Below are 19,510 nucleotides of genomic sequence, written 5' to 3' on the forward strand. Positions count from 1 at the left end.
TCTTTACTATAAAGATTAGATTGATTTAAATGTTATTCTTTATGGGATTGTTATCAGATCTCAATACACACTTGTCAACTTCCCAATTAAAGTTTTCCCATATATGATCCTCTAATTTATAGTTGCTTCCAGAAAAAACTCCTAACTTAACTTTTGTAGGTGAAGCGGAACAATACTGCCTGCTTCCAGCTGATGCAAGATATTGTTGATGGTACTGTTCAGCATAAAAATATGAATCAATCATTTTTATTTCCGTTTCAATTAAACCAAAATTCTTTTTGCTTAGTTCCGTTTGATATTGTTCCTTACTGGCTAATATGATTGGAATATTATTTTCATTTTTGTAATATATTGCTGATCTATATTGTGTTCCCATATCATTACCTTGTCTGTTTTTTTGAGTAGGGTCATGACATTCCCAAAACATTTTTAATAAGTCACTTAAATCAATTTGCCTTTTATCCCATATAACTCTTACAACTTCTGAATGACCAGTTAAGCCGGAACATACTTCATAATAAGTTGGATTGTTTTTTTCTCCTCCAGCATAACCTACAGAAGTTGTGATAACTCCAGGAAGTTTCCAAAAACATTTTTCAGCACCCCAGAAACAACCACATCCAAAAATTATTTCATCTTCTTCTAAGTTAGGATCTTTTTTGATATCTGTTTTTAATATTCTATGTAATGAATAAGCATCATTAGTTAAATTTACCTCCTCATTATTCATGATGTTTTTCAAGAATTTAAACATAATTTAAATCTATTTATTATAAGAAAAAAAATTACTTTTAGCTCTTAACAATTCTGGTGGCTAGTTCTCTATCCCAAAGTTGTTTATATAGTCCATTTACTTTTACTAAATCTTTATGAGTCCCTTCTTGTATTATTTCTCCTTTATCCATCACTAAAACCCTATCACAGGTAGCTGCAACAGAAAGTTGGTGACTAATCATTATGATTGTTTTATTACTTCTATTACTCATTTCATCTATTATTCTTGCTGCAGTTTTATTATCTACGCTCGCTAAAGCATCATCAAGAACAACAATAGGAGAATCAACAAGTAGTGATCTTCCTAGTGCAGTTCTTTGCCTTTGTCCACCACTTAATGTAATACCTCTTTCACCAACAATAGTTTTAAACCTTTGTGGAAAACTATTGATATCATCAATTAATCCAGCTTTTGTTGCACTTTCTTTAACTAAATATTTAGAAGCTTTGGGTTCTCCAAAACTTAGGTTTTCTGAGATTGTAGAAGTGAATAAGAATGCTTCTTGAGGAACGATTGAAATATTTTTTCTAAGATCGCTTAATTTTAAAGTTTTTACATCAATTTCATCTAAAAATAATTGATTGTCTGGTATTTCAATAGTCCGTCCTAGTGACTTTGCTAGTGTTGTCTTTCCACAGCCTACTGGGCCAACTATTGCAATAAGTTCTCCAGGATAAATTTTAAAATTGAGACTATTTAATGAATTAAATTTTGATCCTGGATACTTTATCGTTAAATTTTTTGCTTCTAATAATCCTTTAATCTTTCTTTTTAAAAATTTAGTTTCTTCTCTATCTACAATATTTGGGTTATTCTGAAAGATTTCTTCAACACGATCTAAACTTACTTGACCAAGTTGAAAAGTATTTAAGGTAAAACCTAATAATGCAGTTGGGAAGACAAGTCTTTCTACGTAAAGAATTAAAGCTACTAAACCACCTATAGAGATAAATCCACTCTCTAATTGAAAAGTTCCTAATGATAATAAAATTAATAAAGAAATTGAGGAAATCCCTTGTAATAAGGGGAATAGGGTACTCGCTGTTCTTGCAAGTTTGATCGCTGAATTTCGATAGTCATTATTATATATGCTAAATTCTTTTTTCTCTGCATTCTCTTGGGCATAAATTTTAATGGCGCTTATGCCAGATAAGTCTTCTTGTATTAGATCACTAAGTTTTGATAATGATTCTTGTTGAGCTTTTCTTTGATTAACCATTCTGCCGCCAAATAGACTTACAATTCCAAGGATTAATGGGAAAATCATTAAAGCTGATATTGTTAATGTTTTATTAATCGAAAACATTGAAGGAATAGTGAATGAATAAGCTAAGACAATGTTGCACAAGCTTAAAACTGTAAACCCCAAAAGTCTTCTTATGTTTTCTACATCACTTGTAGCTCTACTAATAATGTCTCCACTACCTTTTTTTTGTATCCATTCAGGATCTTGAATAAGTAAATGGTCAAATAGTTTTTGTCGAAGATTTACTTCTACTTTTCTACCTATTCCGAAGACAATCTGTCTAGATAATAATCTTATTAAACCCATACAAGTTGCTAAAAATATTAACCATAAAGATTTAGAAATAACAAAATCCGAAGAGAACCCATTTTGTAATTGGTCAATTATATTTTTTACTTCTAAGGGTATAACAACACTTAGTATATTTACGATTAAGAGAGCTAAAGCTCCATATAAGAATTCTTTTTTGTAAGGTCTTAGGTATTTAGTTATAACTTTTATCTTTAAATTTTTCATTTTATTTTGCCGATATGATTAAGATAATGTTTCATTTTTGAATATGTGAGCTAATTTTATAAATGATTCAGTATTTATTTATGGGTAACGATCAAACTCATCCATTACATGAAACCGATAAAAACATTATAGATTCCCTTATAACTCAAGAAACACCAGATGATCTCGACTTTATAAATTTAGCTAGATTAATAAATCGTTATACCAATTTCCCAGGAGAAATTGAAATTAAAAACGATATTGAAAAAATTTTAAATTTTTGGAAGATCACTAAAGATGAACTTTTTTCAAAAACAAAAATTATTTGGTCAAAAAACTTCAGGCCTTCTAATACAAATAAAGATTTAGTTGGCTCAGGTTTTGATACCTCAAATTGAATTTTATCTTCATAATTTTTCTTCCATAAATAAATGTCCTCTAATCTTTCAAACTCTCAAATCCTAAATAATTTATTGGAGGGAAGGAACCTTGATGAATTAACTTCTAGATCCTTAATGCAAAGATGGCTTAATGATGAAATTTCAGATGTAGAAACAGGAGCTTTTTTGAGTGCTTTGAGAGCTAAGAGCTCTACGGGTGTAGAACTAAGTTCTATGGCTGAGGAACTCTTAAATGTTTGCAAATTGCCAGTAGCAAGACCAAATTTGTATTTAGTAGATACCTGTGGAACTGGAGGGGATGGAGCAAATACATTTAATATTTCAACTGCAGTAGCATTTGTAGCTGCATCTTGTGGAGTAAAAATTGCAAAACACGGAAATAAAAGTGCTAGTGGCAAAGTTGGCTCTGCCGATGTTTTGTTGAATCTTGGTTTGGATTTAAATTGTTCATTAGAAAAAGTAATCACAGCTGTAAGTGAAATTGGAATAACTTTTTTGTTTGCACCTGTTTGGCATAAATCGTTAATAAAACTAGCTCCTTTAAGAAAGACTCTTGGAATAAGGACAGTATTTAATCAACTTGGACCATTGGTAAACCCTTTAAGACCCAATGCGCAAGTTTTGGGTGTTGCTTCTGAGGATCTTTTAGAACCTATGGGGAGAGCGCTTTTAAAAATGGGGATGAATAGAGCAATAGTCGTATATGGTTCTGGCGGCCTTGATGAAGCTTCTCTTCAAGGAGAAAATAAATTAGTTCTTGTTGAGAATGGAGAATTACGATTTTCAAAAATAAATATTTCAAATTTTAATCATGAAAATATTGCTAACGAAAAGCTTGTGGTTTCTGATCAAGAATCTAACGAAGAAATATTAAAGAGTGTCTTAAATGGTTCCGGACAAATATCTCATATTAATGTAGTTGCCTTGAATTCTGCTTTAGTGCTTTGGGCAGCAGGAATTGAGGATGATTTGAATGAAGGATTTAATAAAGCTTTATTTTCTATAAATCAAGGAGATCCTTGGAAAAAGTTTTTACTTTTAAAAAATTATTTACAAACAAATTAATTAGTTTCAAATTGATGATTAATCCATATAAGAAAAACGCGAAATTAGTTTTAAGTAATGGTATTGTATTTCCGGGATTCTTTTTTGGTGCTTCTGGTACTGCAGTTGGTGAAATAGTTTTTAATACGGGAATGACCGGATATCAGGAAGTTATTACTGATCCTAGTTATTATGGACAAATTTTAACGTTTACTTATCCAGAGATTGGAAATACTGGTATTAATTTTGAAGATTCAGAATCCAATATTAATATCAAAGGTATAATTGTTAGAAATTTTTCATCTAATAACAGCAATTGGAGATCTAAAAAGAATTTTAATCAATGGTTAGTGGAGAAAAATATCATTGGTCTATACGGAATTGATACAAGGGCTCTTGTTAAGATTTTAAGATCTACTGGCGCAATGAATGGAGTTATTACCTCTCTAGATAAAACTGATGAAAGTTGTTTAAAGATAATTCAGGATACACCAAAGATGGAGGGATTAAATTTATCAAAAGTTGTTTCAACAAAGCAACAATATTTATGGAATAGTCATACACAAACAGTTTTTGATTTAAGAAAAAGATATGATGAATCTTCTAAAAAGTTAAAAATAGTGGCAATTGATTTTGGAATTAAAAATTCAATTTTAAATAGACTCGTATCCCATGGTTGTGAAGTTTTGGTTTTACCTTCTCGATCTTCTCTAAATGATGTCCTGTCTAACAAGCCGGATGGTATATTTTTCTCAAATGGTCCAGGCGATCCTTCTACTGTTTCTGAAGGTATAGACCTAGCAAAATCACTCATAGAATATGGTGAAATTCCTATGTTTGGTATATGCCTTGGCCACCAAATATTTGGATTAGCACTAGGTGGCTCAACTTATAAATTATCTTTTGGCCATCGTGGTTTAAATCACCCTTGTGGTCAAAATAACAAGATAGAGATAACTAGTCAGAACCACGGTTTTGCTATTGATCCTAATTCTCTACCAAAGAATTTAGTTAGAATAACCCATTACAACCTTAACGATAATACTGTGGCTGGCCTAGAAGTTAATAATAAGCCAATATTTAGTGTGCAATATCATCCAGAAGCAGGACCTGGCCCACATGATTCAGATTATTTATTTAAAAAATTTGTTTCTCTAATGTTAGAAAGATGTTGACATATTGTTTTCTTTTGATTTGATAATTACATTTGATACATTAATTTTTTGGAGGGATTAGATCATAGAAGATTTCCAGAAGTTAACGGTTTCTTTAAGAGGAAACCTTGAGGTAAAAACAAACATTATTGTTTTTTCCTTTAAAGGCCAACTTGATGCTTTCTCAGAAAAACAATTCAAGACTTTTGTTACTAATAATTTAAAAAATGAGCTTCCATTCGTTATTGATCTTACAAAAATAGATTTTTTAGATTCTTCGGGTCTTGGAGCACTTGTTCAGACTGCAAAAGATTGCAAAAAATCTAAGCATGGGTTCTCAGTCGTTGGCAATTCGAGAGTGGCCCAAACGATTAAACTTGTTCGTCTAGGGGATTTTCTTAATTTGAAGTCAAGCCTTGAAGATGCATTAAATTATTTGAAAAATTGAATTATTGGATTCAAAACTTGGTTCCATATGGATCTCCCGATGATATAGGTGTTATTCAACTTGCTTGGCTTGGAGATTCTGTATGGGAGCTTCACCAAAGACTAAAGCATGTTCATTTTCCTTTAAAGTCTAAAGATCTCCATTTATCAGTAGTAAACGAAGTCAAAGCAAAATCTCAGTCAAAATCATTAAGTCAAATTGAACATTTATTAAATTCAAATGAAGTGGATCTAATTAGGCGTGCTAGAAATAAAACAAAGAGATATCCAAAGTCTTCAGACCCTACCATATACTCTAGAGCAACTGGTTTTGAAACTCTTATTGGCTGGCTATTTTTAAAAGATCCTCAAAGGCTATCAAAACTTTTTGAATATTTAGAATTAAAAATAGATTGAATCTATGAAAAACTCCTCTAAAAAAAAATTCCCAGGAAAAAATAATAAAGAATACAAAAAAAACTCAGATTTTGGTTATTACCCAAAAAATAAAAATCGTTCTGAAAAAATTGATAGATTATCGAACAATTCTGATAAATATAAGAATGTTGAAAATTTAAATAAAAATGAAAAGGATAGTACTTTTTCATCTTTAAAAAGAAAAAAGCCAACATTTAAATCTAATATAGGTCTTCATAATAAAAATCCTGATATTAATCAAGAGTTTAATAACAAGAAAAATTTTGATGATTGGATATGGGGCAAACATTCGGTTTATGAGGCTCTTAGTAGTGAAAGAGCAATTAATAGGATTTGGTGTACATCGGAAATCTTTTCTTCAGATAAATTCTATATTTTGCTTAAGGATCTTAAATCAAAAGGAGTGCTTATTGAAGAAGTTTCTTGGAACAGGCTTTCGCAATTAACTTATGGTGCTTCACATCAAGGCATCGCATTACAGTTGGCATGTTCTAGAACAATATCCCTAGAACAATTAATCGATTTTTCTAGACACAACTGCGCAAATCCCATAATACTTGCATTGGATGGTATTACTGATCCGCATAATGTTGGTGCGATCATTAGATCAGCGGAAGCATTTGATTGCAAGGGCATCATCATTCCTCAGAGAAGATCCGCTGGATTGACAGGAACAGTAGCTAAAGTGGCTGCAGGAGCCTTAGAACACGTGCAAGTAAGTAGAGTTGTAAACCTAAATAGAGCACTTGAGGAACTTAAGAAAAATGGTTTTATTGTTGTTGGCCTATCTGGAGATGGCCAATTATCTATCTCAAATTTTCTTGAAAAAGCCCCTTTGGTAGTTATAGTCGGTTCAGAAGAAAAAGGTATTTCTTTACTTACTCAAAAAAAATGCGATTTTCTATTAAGTATTCCCCTTAGAGGTAAGACTTCAAGTTTAAATGCATCTGTAGCGGCCGCTATATCACTATTTCACTTGACAAGTATATAAATTTATTTGTTAATAATCATTGTTTTTAAAGCCCTCTAAAATGTTGTTGTTTCCGTATATTTATATGTTTAATAAAAATTTATTGAATTTTCGCTACAAAATTGTATAGAATTTAACAAGAATTGATGGCTAATTGGCCAAAAAAATTGATTAGAAACTTTGGAAACAAACTCGGGTTAGCCTGGTGGGCTAAAATTGAGACGGAACATCCTAGTGGTACTTACTGGTTCGGTCCATTTATTACTAAACGTAGTTTAAAAGAAAATATCCCTTCTTTTATTAATGATCTTTCTGATGAAGGGTCTAAAAACATTAAACATAGTTTAGTTCGCTGCAAAAAAGAAGAACCACTTACTGTTTGATAATTTTTAATTTAAGAAATAAATCAAGGAATGAACTTTAATTCTTTAAGAAAAGAAATTACTAGCAATAATGCTTCTGTTAAGGAATTAGTTAATGATTTTTTTGTAAAAATCGATCATAAGGACTCTAAGATTAATTCATATATTTGTACTACAAAAGATAATGCTATCGCGCAAGCAGAGGATATTGATAAATTAATTCAAAATAATGAAAAACTTCCTCCTCTCGCAGGGATGCCAATAGCAATAAAGGATAATATTTGCACCAAAGGAGTTGCAACAACTTGTGCGAGTAATATGCTCAAAAACTTTGTTGCACCTTATGAATCCACAGCTTCTAGTAAATTATGGTCTTCAGGGGGAATTTGTTTAGGAAAAACAAATTTAGACGAATTTGCAATGGGTAGTTCAACGGAAACTTCTGTATTTGGAGTTACTTCAAATCCTTGGGATATTAATAGAGTGCCAGGAGGTAGTTCAGGCGGTAGTGCTGCTTCAGTTGCCGCTGGATTTTGTGCAGCTGCTATAGGTTCTGATACAGGAGGATCAATAAGGCAACCAGCTTCTTTTTGTGGCGTCGTAGGTCTTAAACCTACTTATGGCAGAGTTAGCAGATGGGGACTTGTAGCATTTGCTAGCTCTCTTGATCAAATTGGTCCAATTACAAATACTGTTTCAGATGCAGCTGAAATTCTTCATTCAATATCTGGTAAAGACCCCTTTGACTCAACATGTCTTGATAAGCCAGTACCAAATTATTTGACTGACCTAAATAAATCTATAAAGGGCTTAAAAATTGGAATCATTAAAGAGTGTTTTGAACACCCAGGGCTTAATCCAGAAGTTAAGGAATCTGTTCTTTCTGGAGTTGATAGGTTCCAAGCTTTAGGTGCTGAAATTATCGAAGTTGAATGTCCTAGATTTAACGATGGAATTGCGACATATTATGTCATTGCACCATCTGAAGCCTCCGCAAATTTAGCTAGATATGATGGCGTTAAATATGGCTACAGATCGAATGAGGGTTCAAATCTTATAGATATGACTTCAAAAAGTAGAGCTGAAGGTTTTGGAGATGAGGTACAGAGAAGAATTTTGATAGGTACTTATGCTTTGTCAGCCGGATACAGTGATGCCTATTACAAGAAGGCACAAAAAGTAAGGACGCTTATAAGAAAAGATTTTGATAATGCGTTTAAGAAAGTAGATGTTTTATTAACTCCAACCTGCCCAACCACTGCTTTTTTGAAGGGAGATTTTGTCAATGATCCACTTTCAATGTATTTATCTGATCTATTAACTGTTCCCGCTAATTTGGCAGGCCTCCCAGCAATCAGTATTCCTTGTGGTTTTGATACTAAAGGATTACCTATAGGACTGCAATTAATAGGCAATGTACTAGAGGAAGATAGAATATTGAATGCCGCAAATATCTTTGAAATTGATGCTCATGTAATTAAGAAAAGACCTTTATTTTAAATTTGTATTAATAATTAATTTGTAATCACAAATTATAGATCTTTTAGAAATCTTCTCTATCTTATATATATAAATTATTTGAATATGGCTTTCGTTCCGCTTCATAATCATAGTGACTACAGCTTACTTGATGGTGCCAGTCAAATTTCAAAAATTGTAGAAAGAGCTTGTGATCTTGGGATGGATTCTATTGCTCTCACAGATCATGGAGTTATGTATGGTGTTCTTGATTTGGTCAAGAAGTGTAAAGAGAAAGGTATAAAGCCAATTATTGGTAATGAAATGTACGTTATTAATGGTTCTATTGATGATCCTCAACCAAAAAAAGAAAAAAGATATCATTTGGTGGTGCTAGCAAAAAATTATACTGGTTATAAGAATCTAGTGAAGTTGACAACAATTAGTCACCTAAACGGGATGAGAGGTCGAGGCATTTTTTCTAGGCCATGTATTGATAAATCTCTTTTAAGCAAATATAGTGATGGCCTAATAGTCTCTACAGCTTGTCTTGGTGGAGAGATACCTCAGGCTATCTTAAAAGGTAGGTTAGACGTAGCAGAGGATATAGCTCTTTGGTATAAAAAATTATTTGCAGATGACTTTTATCTAGAAATACAAGATCACGGCTCTATTGAGGATAGAATTGTTAACGTTGAATTAATAAAAATTGGGAAGAAGCACCAAATAAAAGTCATAGCCACCAACGACGCCCATTACTTATCAAGTATGGATGTTGAAGCTCATGATGCCTTACTTTGTGTATTAACTGGAAAACTAATAAGTGATGAAAAAAGATTGAGATATACCGGTACAGAATATATTAAAAGTGAAAATGAAATGCTTGAACTTTTTAAAGATCATATTGATGATAAATCAATTATTGATGCAGTGAATAATACAGTAGAAATTTCTCAAAAAGTTGAGGTATTTGATTTGTTTGGTAATTATAGAATGCCCAAATTTCCTCTTAATGAAGATAAAGATTCATTTTCTTTCCTTAAACAATTATCTAATAAAGGTCTTTTAAAAAGACTTAAAAAAAATGATCTTGATGAAGTTGATGAAAAATATAAAGAAAGACTAACTTCTGAATTAAAAATTATAAAAGATATGGGTTTCCCAGATTATTTTTTGGTTGTTTGGGACTACATCAAATTTGCTAGAGACAACTCTATACCAGTAGGACCAGGTAGAGGTTCTGCTGCGGGTTCACTAGTAGCTTATGCACTTCAAATCACAAATATAGATCCTGTCGAGCATGGATTGTTATTTGAGAGATTTTTAAATCCAGCAAGAAAGTCTATGCCAGATATTGATACCGACTTTTGTATTGATAGGAGAAATGAAGTTATTGATTATGTTACTAATCGTTATGGAGAGGATAAAGTTGCGCAAATAATTACTTTCAATAAAATGACCTCTAAGGCGGTTTTAAAAGATGTTGCAAGGGTTCTAGATATTCCGTATGGAGAGGCTGATAAATTGGCTAAGTTAATACCGGTTGTAAGAGGGAAACCTTATAAACTAAATGAAATGATTGATAAGAATTCTCCTAGCCAAGAGTTTAGAGACAAATATATTAATGATAATAGGATAAAAAAATGGGTTGATTTGGCTTTGAGAATTGAAGGAACTAATAAAACATATGGAGTTCATGCTGCTGGAGTTGTTATCGCATCAGATCCTCTCGACGAACTTGTACCTCTTCAAAGGAATAATGAAGGACAAATAATAACCCAATATTCTATGGATGATATCGAATCACTTGGATTATTGAAAATGGATTTCTTGGGTCTTAAGAATCTCACTATGATTGAAAAGACAGTTTCTCTTGTTAATCAATCCTCCGGAAAGAAAATAAATATCGATGAGTTACCGCGAAATGACAGTAAAACCTTTGAGCTTATTGGAAGAGGAGATCTTGAAGGTATTTTTCAGCTTGAATCTTCTGGTATGAAACAGGTTGTTAAGGATTTCAAACCTAACTCTCTAGAGGATATTTCTTCCATACTGGCTCTTTATAGACCTGGTCCTCTTGATGCGGGTCTCATTCCTAAATTTATAAATCGAAAAAATGGGAATGAAAAGATTGATTTTCCTCATCCTTTTATTAAGTCAATTCTTACTGAAACCTATGGAATTATGGTTTATCAAGAGCAAATCATGAAAATTGCTCAAGACCTAGCTGGCTATTCTTTAGGTGATGCTGATTTACTTAGAAGAGCAATGGGGAAAAAGAAAGTATCTGAGATGGTAAAGCATAGGAATATTTTTGTAGAAGGTTCTATGAAGAAAGGTGTAAATGAAAAATTAGCAAATGATCTTTTTGATCAAATGGTTTTATTCGCGGAATATTGTTTTAACAAAAGTCACTCAACTGCTTACGGGGCTGTAACTTATCAAACTGCATTTTTAAAAGCCCATTTTCCTGTTGCATATATGGCAGCCCTTCTAAGCGTAAACTCTGGTTCTAGCGATAAGATGCAAAGATATATTTCTAATTGTTATTCCATGGGAATAGAAGTTATTTCACCAAGCATTAATTTTTCTGGTGTTGATTTCACTATTAAGAATAATCAGATTTTATTCGGGTTATCTGCAATTAAGAATTTAGGAGATTCTGCGATAAGAAATATAATTGAAAACCGAAATAGTTTAGGAATATTTAAGTCACTAGCCGATTTGTGCGATCGTTTGCCTTCTAATGTTCTTAACAAAAGAAGTCTTGAATCTCTAATTCATTGTGGAGCACTAGATGAGTTTTCAATTGATAATAATAGAGCTCAATTATTGTCAGATCTCGAAAATGTCATTGAGTGGGCCTCTTCAAGAAATCGTGATAGGTTATCTGGGCAAGGCAATCTATTTGATTCTAAAGAAGAATTTTCTAATGTTGCTTTTTCAGATTCACAATTAGCTAAGGTTGAGGATTATTCACTTATTGAGAAGTTAAAGTTAGAAAAACAGCTACTAGGTTTTTATTTATCTGATCATCCTCTAAAGCATTTAACTAAGCCAGCAAAACTTATATCTCCTATAAGCATTTCGCATTTAGAAGAAACAAAAGATAGAACCAAAGTCTCTTTAGTTGGAATGATCCCTGATTTGAAGCAAATTACAACGAGAAAAGGAGATAGGATGGCTATAGTTCAGCTAGAAGATCTTTCAGGAAGTTGCGAAGCAATAGTTTTTCCAAAAACCTATGTAAGATTATCAGAATTTCTTCTGACGGATACAAGATTATTGGTTTGGGGAACAATAGATAAAAAAAGTGATAAGACTCAATTAATAATTGATGATTGTAGAGAAATCGATAACCTTAAATTGCTAATTATTAATCTTGAAAGTTCTCAAGCATCAGATGTACGCGTACAAAATACTTTGAGAAACTGTTTAATTAAATTTAAACCAGATAAAGGTAGATGTGGAATAAAGATTCCAGTTTTAGCTGCAGTAAGAAATAAAAATAGTGTTACCTACGTTAAATTTGGCGAACAATTTTGTATTGGTGATATTCAGGGAGCATGCAAATTATTAGAAGATAAATCATTTAAAGTTAACTTGAAATCTTTAGTTTCCTAGATTAATTTTTATCCTCGAAATTTTGAGTTGCAGGTTTGAAGGCTGCTTTTGCACGTTGTATGTTCATTGGAATATTTTCAATACCAAAAAAAGATCCAGGTTCTTTATCCCAACTAGCCGATAATATTCCAAAACTCAATCCTGCCAGACCTAACAAGAAAAACAATGCTGAAATAGCAATTGTTGATGAAGGAGGTATTTCGGCAATATTTCTTGTAACTATAATGTAGCTAACAACAAAAACAGACATTCCTAATATTGTCGGTATTCCAGCTGTAAAGAATATTCTTCTTGCCATTCTGTCAGCAACATATTTTGGGATGCCACTTGATGATCGCTTTGGCTTGGTTACAGGAATAGATGTTTTTTCTAGATTAGCGAAAGCAGTTGTTTCAGAATAGTTTTTTTTCTTTTTGTTTTGTGTCTTTTTTTTTGATTGTTTTCTTTTCATTAATTGAGATCATCCTCTGATTCCAATTTTCTTAACTAGTTCTTGATATTTTTGAACGTTTTTGTCTTTTAAGTAAGACAATAATCTTTTCCTTTTACCAATCATTTTTAATAATCCTTGCCTTGAAGCAAAATCATGAATGTTTCCTTGAAGATGGTCACTTAATTTCGATATTCTTTTAGAAAGCATTGCTACTTGTACTTCAACTGAACCTGTATCAGTAGGATGCACTTGATGATTTTCAATAAGCTTCTGTTTTTCAGCTGTATCTAATGACATAAATTTATTTCTTTTTACCTATGATACTACGTCATCTATCTTTATTACTACTATCTTCATCAAGATAATGCATAGCCAATTTCAATAGTTTTTCAAATGATAAACTATTTTCTTTTTTACCTAGGTGATCTATTTCTTTAATAATAATTGGCAAAATAGTATTTATTTCTTTGTTTTTGTAACTTAATGATTGAAGGGTTAACTGAAGGTCTTCTATCATTTTAATTATCTCAGGATCCTTAATCTCAAATTCATCTTTGCTTTTTTCTTCTTCAGATAATATTTCGCTTTTAAATTTACTTTTTAATTCTAAAATTAACCGCTCACTCATTTTTTGTCCTATACCAGGTACGGAACAAATTAATTTTTTGTCTTGTGTTTTTATTGCATTTATAACTTCACTAATAGAAAATTTGTTTAATATCCCAATACCAATTTGAGATCCAACACCTCGAATACTTAAAATTTCAATAAAGAAATTCTTTTGATCCTTTGATGTAAAGCCAAATAATAAATCTGAATCTTCTTTTTTAATATGCTTTATCCAAAGAGTGATGTTTTTAGTAGATATCTGATTTGTTTTTAATTTGAGAAAAAAGGATTCTAGTATTTGTATTTCGTATCCTAATCCTTGACAATTTATTAAAACAAAAGATTTTTGATTAGTTTGCCATAAATCAACTAAATCTCCATTTATCCAACTAATCAATTAACCACCATCCACCTGACATCCAATTAGCGCTCCTGCAGTACCGCCCGCTGGTACGGCCCAAAACCTGTCTTTACCTCTAGATGAGGATAATGCAATTCCAGCACCAAGAAGACCCCCTATAACAGAACCTTCACTACAGTCATTATCATCTATTTTTTCAGCTTTGTTTTGACCTCCACAAGGTATTACAACGTCTACCTCATAACTTTTTACGTAGCCAGGGTTTGATTTCGTTCCAGGAATGTACTCTTCTCTATATTCAGTTCTTGTACAAGTTACTGATTTTGGAGTTGTTGCATTAACTTGAGCGATAGGAGAAAAACAAAATAATAAAGCTAAATAGTGAAATTTCATCATCATTTTTAATCTAATAATATTCTATGTCCTTTTGATTATTTTGGTAGTAGATATAATAGTTCCTAATAAAACTAGTGAGGCCCCTAATAAAAAATTTATGTTTATTATTTCACTAAAAAATAAAATCCCCCAAATTGAACCAAATAAAACTTGTAAATAATTAATTATTGATGCTTCAGAAGCAGGTAAATTTTTTAATCCAATAGTTAAGAAAGTCTGACCTAATTGAGTAAATAAGCCAATTCCTAATATCCAAACTAATTCACTCCAATTTGGGGTGACCCAATTGATTAATACAATTGGTAATAGAGTTATAAAAGAAACAAGTGGAAAATATTCAATAATTACATAAATATCTTCACTAAATGAGAGTTTCTTAACTGTAACGTAGGCTAATGCGGTGCAGATTGCTCCAAGAAATGCTATCAAAATCGAAATAATTTCAATTTCAACGTTTACAATTGATAATTGGCTTGGATTCAATATTGTTAATATTCCAAACCAGGCAATAATTAAAGCAAAAATTATATTACGAGTTATTTTTTCGTTTATAAATATGGCAGCAAATATAGATATAAAAATAGGATATGTGTACTGAATGACTGTAGAAATACTAAGAGGCATATTTCTTATCGCATAAAAAATACAAACTAAAGCTAAAGTTCCTAAAAAACCTCTTAAAATAAGTAATGGTTTATTTTTGCCCCAAGGATTTATATTTTTTATATTAATTATTAATAATGTAATTATTAAACTTAACAATGATCTGAATAAAACTAATTCAAAGATAGGTATCCTTTTATCAATATTTTTTACGCACAAAGTCATCAAACTGAAGAAGAATGAGGCAAATACTAAATTATACTTTTTTAATGAATTAATTCTTTTTTCTAATTCTTCGATATTTATCATTTAAAAAAAATAATTTTATTGTGAAATTAAGTAGATTCTTACTTGATTTTGACCTATAACAAATAAATCACTATTTATTTTTCGATAATAATCTCAATGGTTCATTCTATACACCCAAGAACTATTCAAGAGGTTAAGGAAAAGGCAGATATTGTTGATGTTATATCTGAACATATTGTTCTTAAGAAGAAAGGCAAGGAATTTGTTGGTATTTGCCCTTTTCATGATGATACTAAGCCATCTATGACAGTATCACCTAGTAAACAATTCTATTATTGTTTTTCTTGTGGTGCTGGTGGTAACTCTATTAAATTTTTAATGGAATTTACTCGTGCAAATTTTTCAGATGTTGTACTCTCTCTAGCTAAAAAAAATAATATTAATGTTGAAAATCTCGAGGGTCCCCAGGTAGAAGCTTATAAAAAACAATTAACTAGAAAGGAAGAGCTTTATAAAATATTAAGAGTCACTAAAAATTGGTTTAAGTCTCAATTAAATAATTCTCTTGGTGTTGAAGCTATGAAATATTTAACATCAAAGAGAAACTTAAGTAATAAGATTATTGATAACTTTGAATTAGGTTTTGCCCCAAATTCATGGAATGATTTATTTAACTATCTATCCAAGGCAGAAAAATTTCCTATCAATTTAATATTAGCTTCAGGCCTTGCAATTTCTAAAGATAATTCTGACAAAATTTATGATCGTTTTAGAAATAGATTAATTGTTCCAATACATGATATGCAGGGAAGAGTAGTTGCTTTTGGAGGAAGATCTCTTGATGGTCAGGAACCTAAATACCTTAATTCTCCTGAATCAGAGATATTTGAAAAGGGCAAAATGTTGTTTGCATTCGAAAAAGCTTCTAGCAATATTAGGAAAAGAGATAAAGCTATTATTGTTGAAGGCTACTTTGATGTTATTTCTCTTCATTCAAAAGGTATTACTAATTCTGTAGCTTCTCTCGGCACCGCATTAAATAAGTATCAAATTTCTCAACTATGTAGATGTACAGATAATAAAAATATAATTTTGAATTTTGATTCTGATAATGCAGGTATTTTAGCTACAAAAAGAGTAATTAAAGAAGTCGAGAGTTTATCCATTCATGATCAAATTAATCTTAAGATACTTCAACTAAGTGATTTTAAAGATCCTGATGAATATTTAAATAGTCATACTCCTGAAGATTATTTTAATTTAATTGATAATTCATCCTTTTGGATTGATTGGGAGATTGATCAGATTTTTAAAGATAAAGATTTAACTAAGTCTGAAATTTTCCAGAGTGTTATTTCGTCATTGGTAAAATTGTTGAGTAAATTACCTCAATCATCAACCAGAACTCATTATCTACAAAAAGTTTCCGAAAAATTAAGTAAGGGACAAGCTAGGTTAGCAATACAGTTTGAACAAGATTTAAGAAATCAAGTAAAGGGATTTCGTTGGCATGGTAGATCAAAAAAATTTGAACAACCAAATGAAATTTCCCGACGTGAGAAAAATGAATCGGAAATAATTTTTTATTATTTACATTGTCCAGATCTTAGGCTATTTATTCGTGATGAATTTCTCAAAAGAGAAATTAATGGTTTTAATACTAGTTATATTCAAAGTTTATGGGAAGCTATTTCAAAAATTGAACAAAATAATTTAGGTTTAAACTACTTAAATGATTTAAAACAATCAAATAGTCAAAATCTTCAAAAAGATTTTTCTTCTATTAACCTAATTTCACTTCTGCCTGATTACTTAGCTCTTAATAATTCTGAATCATCAAATAAAATTAATATTTTTATTAATCCAAATGAGTTGTTTTTAACATTGCTTAGTAATCCTAAAGACAATTTACTAGGAACATTATCACTTCTTGAGAAATATAATTCTCTTAAAAGATGTAGACACCTAATCGAATCTTGGGGATCTCAAAGATTAAAAACTTTAGAAAATTGTATATCTATTTTAATTGATAATCCTTCTTCAGGTTCTTCAAATACAAATAAAGAGATAGATGATCTTTTTAAGGATTTAAACTCAGATGCGATTAAATTTCAGGAATTATATTACTTGGAAAGGCAACATATTAATTTTTTAGATAAACAACGTTGTGGCAATTTCATCGCTAGTTAATATAAAAATTTTTAATTTATAGACAGTATTTTTCTATCAAGTTTTTAACTTTTTTGGGTTTATCTTCAAGAACATAAGCTTCTACTTCTTTCGCATAAGTCCCAGAAAAAGTTGAACTAGAGAACTCTAATGCTTTTCTTTTACTTTGATGCAATTTGCTTTCTAATTTTTTTATATTCCCTATTGTTTTATTGTCATTACATTTTTGTATCGCATGAGTTGCTTCGTGTCTTAATGCTTTTCTTATCGCCCTTTCTGTTTTGAAGTTATCTTTATTTGGTTGTTGATTCTTATTTCTATAATTTGTTTTCCTTTTTGCGTTTTCAGTACATATTATTATTTTATTTTCTTTAAAATTATGTAGCCCTTTTATTTCTTTGTTTAATAGACATTCAATTTTATTTTCTTCAACTATGTAGTTTGCTTTAATTAATAAGTTAAGAATCTCTTTATCTAATTTGCTCAAAAATAATATAAATTCCATTCTATTTTGTTTACTTCACTATAGTTGGGATTTGTTCTATATCAGTTGTAGATGAGCGACTTAAGAAATTATTATTCATCTTCCAACTTTGTGGATTTTTTGTAATAGCCCATGTAATTGCATTGTTATTAAATCTTTTATTTAATAAATCAATCGTTTTCATAAGATTTGCTGATTTTTTTAAGTCTTTCTGAGATTTGTAATTGATAACTGATTGCTGTAAATATTCGCTATTAGTTAAATCCTGCATTAAAACACCAGCTTTTGAGAATTTATATTCGGGATTATAAATTTCTTCAGATAATTCAACTACTATTTTTAAAATTTTATTTGTGTCATCTGTTGCATTTGTAAGTTTTCTATGAGCACTTCTTTGATAATTTTGACTTGAATATTTACTGGTTCTGGCAAATACTCTAATATCAGATGATTGCAAATTCTGACTTCTCATTTTTTCAGAGGCTTTTATTGCGTGAGTTGCTAGTGCTTGAGTTAAGTCTTCTAATTTTGTGATAGGCGTGCCGAAACTCCTGCTCACCTGAATTTCTTTTTTTGATTTCTTGTTTTTTTCTATGGGCAGGCATCTATGGCCTTTCAGTTCTAATTGCAGTCTTTTCCCTACGATGCCTAATTTCTTAATGATTTCATTTTCTTCCATATCTCTTAGTTCTCTCGCATTTTTAATACCTTTACTTTGCAACCAATTAGAGGTTTGTTTCCCGACTCCCCATATCTTATCTATACTAATTCTTTTCAAATAATTATTCTCATTTTCGGTTCTAGCTAAATCAAATATTCCAGCTGAATAATCAATATTTTTAGCTAGTTTATTAGCAATTTTTGCTCTTACTTTATTTTCTCCTATTCCTACTGTTATGGTAATCCCTAGATTCTGATATATTAATGATCTTATGCTTCTTGCCCAAGGATATAGATTTTCATCATTAGGTCTAGAAATCGAGACGAATGCTTCGTCAATAGAATAAATTTCTATCTGTTCACAGTAATTTTTCAGTAAATTCATTAGTCTTCTGCTCATATCCCCATAAAGCGAGTAGTTTGAGCTTAAGACTGCTACATCTAATTTATTTAGTCTTTCTTTGACCTTAAAATACGGAGTTCCCATTTTAATTTTTAAAGCTCGCGCTTCAGGGCTTCTTGCAATGATACATCCGTCATTATTAGATAAAATTACTACTGGTTTATTTCTCAAATGAGGATTAATATTTTGTTCACATGACGCGTAAAAATTATTGGCATCTATAAGAGCTATTGCATCAATATTTGAAATTCTCATAAATAGCTATGTATTGAATAAATAACAACTCCCCATATCTGTACATCAATATGGTTTTTAAATCTAAAATCAGGATAATTATGATTTTCTGCTTTTAAATATAATTCATTATTTTTTATAGATAATCTTTTTATTGTAAATTCTCCGTCTATCATTGCAATGATGATATTCCCTGGCCTGGCTGTTAAGCTCTTGTCTACTATTATTAAATCTTTATCTTTAATTCCTGCATTTATCATTGAGTCACCTTTAACTCTAAGAAAAAAAGTGCTAAACGGATTAGATATTAAATGTTCGTTTAAATCAATATTTTCTTCTGTATAGTCATCTGCAGGAGAAGGAAACCCTGCTGATACCGAATCAGTTAATAAGGGGATTTTAAATTTCTTAGTAGTCGAGCCAAAAGAATCCAAGATTAAATTAATAGTATATATGTACTATATAGCAAAAAATCAAAAAATAGTTAGTTATTAAACTTTTATAGATTAATTTTAG

Annotated in this window: 20 protein-coding genes; 10 read left to right on the top strand and 10 right to left on the bottom strand. The window is 30.8% G+C overall.

The features are described from left to right. Window positions 1-25: 25 nt before the first annotated feature. On the bottom strand, window positions 26-754 hold the full coding sequence (gene msrA, locus A9601_RS13435) for a peptide-methionine (S)-S-oxide reductase MsrA (RefSeq protein ID WP_011818346.1): 729 nt from the start codon (window positions 752-754) through the stop codon (window positions 26-28). Between the two features lie 37 nt (window positions 755-791). Continuing rightward, window positions 792-2,537 carry an ABC transporter ATP-binding protein gene (locus A9601_RS13440; RefSeq protein WP_011818347.1) on the bottom strand — a complete coding sequence of 582 codons (1,746 nt, stop codon included), beginning with the start codon at window positions 2,535-2,537 and terminating at the stop codon, window positions 792-794. An 80-nt stretch (window positions 2,538-2,617) separates the two neighbouring features. Here A9601_RS13440 and A9601_RS13445 point away from each other — a divergent pair, with 80 nt between their 5' ends. The 9 genes from A9601_RS13445 (at window position 2,618) to A9601_RS13480 (ending at window position 12,393) form a co-directional block, all read left to right on the top strand. Then, window positions 2,618-2,914 carry a DUF3288 family protein gene (locus A9601_RS13445; RefSeq protein ID WP_041484528.1) on the top strand — a complete coding sequence of 99 codons (297 nt, stop codon included), beginning with the start codon at window positions 2,618-2,620 and terminating at the stop codon, window positions 2,912-2,914. Between the two features lie 33 nt (window positions 2,915-2,947). After that, complete coding sequence (gene trpD, locus A9601_RS13450) at window positions 2,948-3,982, top strand: anthranilate phosphoribosyltransferase (RefSeq protein ID WP_011818349.1); 1,035 nt, start codon at window positions 2,948-2,950, stop codon at window positions 3,980-3,982. Between the two features lie 14 nt (window positions 3,983-3,996). After that, window positions 3,997-5,136, top strand: a complete 1,140-nt coding sequence (gene carA, locus A9601_RS13455; RefSeq protein ID WP_011818350.1) for a glutamine-hydrolyzing carbamoyl-phosphate synthase small subunit — start codon at window positions 3,997-3,999, stop codon at window positions 5,134-5,136. A 64-nt stretch (window positions 5,137-5,200) separates the two neighbouring features. Next, entirely contained in the window at window positions 5,201-5,563 is a 363-nt protein-coding gene (locus tag A9601_RS18325) for an STAS domain-containing protein (RefSeq protein WP_343205482.1), read from the top strand. Then, window positions 5,560-5,958 carry a ribonuclease III domain-containing protein gene (locus tag A9601_RS13460; RefSeq protein WP_011818351.1) on the top strand — a complete coding sequence of 133 codons (399 nt, stop codon included), beginning with the start codon at window positions 5,560-5,562 and terminating at the stop codon, window positions 5,956-5,958. Before A9601_RS18325 ends, A9601_RS13460 begins: the two co-directional genes overlap by 4 nt. A 4-nt stretch (window positions 5,959-5,962) precedes the next feature. Continuing rightward, window positions 5,963-6,970 (top strand): 23S rRNA (guanosine(2251)-2'-O)-methyltransferase RlmB, encoded by a 1,008-nt coding sequence (gene rlmB, locus A9601_RS13465; RefSeq protein WP_011818352.1) that lies wholly within the window; start codon window positions 5,963-5,965, stop codon window positions 6,968-6,970. A gap of 125 nt (window positions 6,971-7,095) precedes the next feature. After that, window positions 7,096-7,332 carry a DUF1816 domain-containing protein gene (locus A9601_RS13470; protein ID WP_011818353.1) on the top strand — a complete coding sequence of 79 codons (237 nt, stop codon included), beginning with the start codon at window positions 7,096-7,098 and terminating at the stop codon, window positions 7,330-7,332. A gap of 30 nt (window positions 7,333-7,362) precedes the next feature. Beyond that, window positions 7,363-8,811 (top strand): Asp-tRNA(Asn)/Glu-tRNA(Gln) amidotransferase subunit GatA, encoded by a 1,449-nt coding sequence (gatA, locus tag A9601_RS13475; protein WP_011818354.1) that lies wholly within the window; start codon window positions 7,363-7,365, stop codon window positions 8,809-8,811. A gap of 84 nt (window positions 8,812-8,895) precedes the next feature. Next, window positions 8,896-12,393, top strand: coding sequence for a DNA polymerase III subunit alpha (locus tag A9601_RS13480; protein ID WP_011818355.1), 3,498 nt, complete (start codon window positions 8,896-8,898; stop codon window positions 12,391-12,393). Between the two features lies 1 nt (window position 12,394). Here the strand turns inward: A9601_RS13480 and A9601_RS13485 are convergent, their stop codons facing one another. From A9601_RS13485 to A9601_RS13505, 5 genes are read right to left on the bottom strand one after another with little or no spacing between them, the layout of a single operon-like run. Then, window positions 12,395-12,844 (bottom strand): PAM68 family protein, encoded by a 450-nt coding sequence (locus A9601_RS13485; RefSeq protein WP_011818356.1) that lies wholly within the window; start codon window positions 12,842-12,844, stop codon window positions 12,395-12,397. Window positions 12,845-12,853: 9 nt separating this feature from the next. Next, window positions 12,854-13,123 (bottom strand): 30S ribosomal protein S15, encoded by a 270-nt coding sequence (rpsO, locus tag A9601_RS13490; RefSeq protein ID WP_011818357.1) that lies wholly within the window; start codon window positions 13,121-13,123, stop codon window positions 12,854-12,856. Window positions 13,124-13,154: 31 nt separating this feature from the next. Further along, entirely contained in the window at window positions 13,155-13,832 is a 678-nt protein-coding gene (gene ruvA, locus A9601_RS13495; RefSeq protein ID WP_011818358.1) for a Holliday junction branch migration protein RuvA, read from the bottom strand. Next, window positions 13,833-14,195 (bottom strand): glycine zipper 2TM domain-containing protein, encoded by a 363-nt coding sequence (locus tag A9601_RS13500; RefSeq protein ID WP_011818359.1) that lies wholly within the window; start codon window positions 14,193-14,195, stop codon window positions 13,833-13,835. A gap of 18 nt (window positions 14,196-14,213) precedes the next feature. Then, window positions 14,214-15,104 carry a DMT family transporter gene (locus tag A9601_RS13505; protein ID WP_011818360.1) on the bottom strand — a complete coding sequence of 297 codons (891 nt, stop codon included), beginning with the start codon at window positions 15,102-15,104 and terminating at the stop codon, window positions 14,214-14,216. Window positions 15,105-15,200: 96 nt separating this feature from the next. On the opposite strand from A9601_RS13505, the gene dnaG reads away from it, so the two are divergent. Beyond that, window positions 15,201-17,234, top strand: a complete 2,034-nt coding sequence (dnaG, locus tag A9601_RS13510; RefSeq protein ID WP_011818361.1) for a DNA primase — start codon at window positions 15,201-15,203, stop codon at window positions 17,232-17,234. A 16-nt stretch (window positions 17,235-17,250) separates the two neighbouring features. Here the strand turns inward: dnaG and A9601_RS13515 are convergent, their stop codons facing one another. From A9601_RS13515 to A9601_RS13525, 3 genes are read right to left on the bottom strand one after another with little or no spacing between them, the layout of a single operon-like run. Further along, window positions 17,251-17,718, bottom strand: a complete 468-nt coding sequence (locus tag A9601_RS13515) for a hypothetical protein (RefSeq protein WP_011818362.1) — start codon at window positions 17,716-17,718, stop codon at window positions 17,251-17,253. Window positions 17,719-17,728: 10 nt separating this feature from the next. Next, window positions 17,729-19,015 (bottom strand): Y-family DNA polymerase, encoded by a 1,287-nt coding sequence (locus A9601_RS13520; RefSeq protein WP_011818363.1) that lies wholly within the window; start codon window positions 19,013-19,015, stop codon window positions 17,729-17,731. Beyond that, a complete protein-coding gene (locus tag A9601_RS13525; protein WP_011818364.1) occupies window positions 19,012-19,428 on the bottom strand; it encodes a LexA family protein in 417 nt (138 codons plus the stop codon). Before A9601_RS13525 ends, A9601_RS13520 begins: the two co-directional genes overlap by 4 nt. Window positions 19,429-19,510: the final 82 nt, after the last annotated feature.

It is taken from the genome of Prochlorococcus marinus str. AS9601, assembly GCF_000015645.1.
Classification (GTDB): Bacteria; Cyanobacteriota; Cyanobacteriia; order PCC-6307; family Cyanobiaceae; genus Prochlorococcus_A; species Prochlorococcus_A marinus_O.

Excerpts from the sequence above, each read along its gene's own strand:
- msrA (WP_011818346.1), bottom strand. The coding sequence starts at position 754 with ATGTTTAAATTCTTGAAAAACATCATGAATAATGAGGAGGTAAATTTA.
- A9601_RS13440 (WP_011818347.1), bottom strand. The coding sequence starts at position 2,537 with ATGAAAAATTTAAAGATAAAAGTTATAACTAAATACCTAAGACCTTAC.
- A9601_RS13445 (WP_041484528.1), top strand. The coding sequence starts at position 2,618 with ATGGGTAACGATCAAACTCATCCATTACATGAAACCGATAAAAACATT.
- trpD (WP_011818349.1), top strand. The coding sequence starts at position 2,948 with ATGTCCTCTAATCTTTCAAACTCTCAAATCCTAAATAATTTATTGGAG.
- carA (WP_011818350.1), top strand. The coding sequence starts at position 3,997 with ATGATTAATCCATATAAGAAAAACGCGAAATTAGTTTTAAGTAATGGT.
- rlmB (WP_011818352.1), top strand. The coding sequence starts at position 5,963 with ATGAAAAACTCCTCTAAAAAAAAATTCCCAGGAAAAAATAATAAAGAA.
- A9601_RS13470 (WP_011818353.1), top strand. The coding sequence starts at position 7,096 with ATGGCTAATTGGCCAAAAAAATTGATTAGAAACTTTGGAAACAAACTC.
- gatA (WP_011818354.1), top strand. The coding sequence starts at position 7,363 with ATGAACTTTAATTCTTTAAGAAAAGAAATTACTAGCAATAATGCTTCT.
- A9601_RS13480 (WP_011818355.1), top strand. The coding sequence starts at position 8,896 with ATGGCTTTCGTTCCGCTTCATAATCATAGTGACTACAGCTTACTTGAT.
- A9601_RS13485 (WP_011818356.1), bottom strand. The coding sequence starts at position 12,844 with ATGAAAAGAAAACAATCAAAAAAAAAGACACAAAACAAAAAGAAAAAA.
- rpsO (WP_011818357.1), bottom strand. The coding sequence starts at position 13,123 with ATGTCATTAGATACAGCTGAAAAACAGAAGCTTATTGAAAATCATCAA.
- A9601_RS13500 (WP_011818359.1), bottom strand. The coding sequence starts at position 14,195 with ATGATGATGAAATTTCACTATTTAGCTTTATTATTTTGTTTTTCTCCT.
- A9601_RS13505 (WP_011818360.1), bottom strand. The coding sequence starts at position 15,104 with ATGATAAATATCGAAGAATTAGAAAAAAGAATTAATTCATTAAAAAAG.
- dnaG (WP_011818361.1), top strand. The coding sequence starts at position 15,201 with ATGGTTCATTCTATACACCCAAGAACTATTCAAGAGGTTAAGGAAAAG.
- A9601_RS13515 (WP_011818362.1), bottom strand. The coding sequence starts at position 17,718 with ATGGAATTTATATTATTTTTGAGCAAATTAGATAAAGAGATTCTTAAC.
- A9601_RS13520 (WP_011818363.1), bottom strand. The coding sequence starts at position 19,015 with ATGAGAATTTCAAATATTGATGCAATAGCTCTTATAGATGCCAATAAT.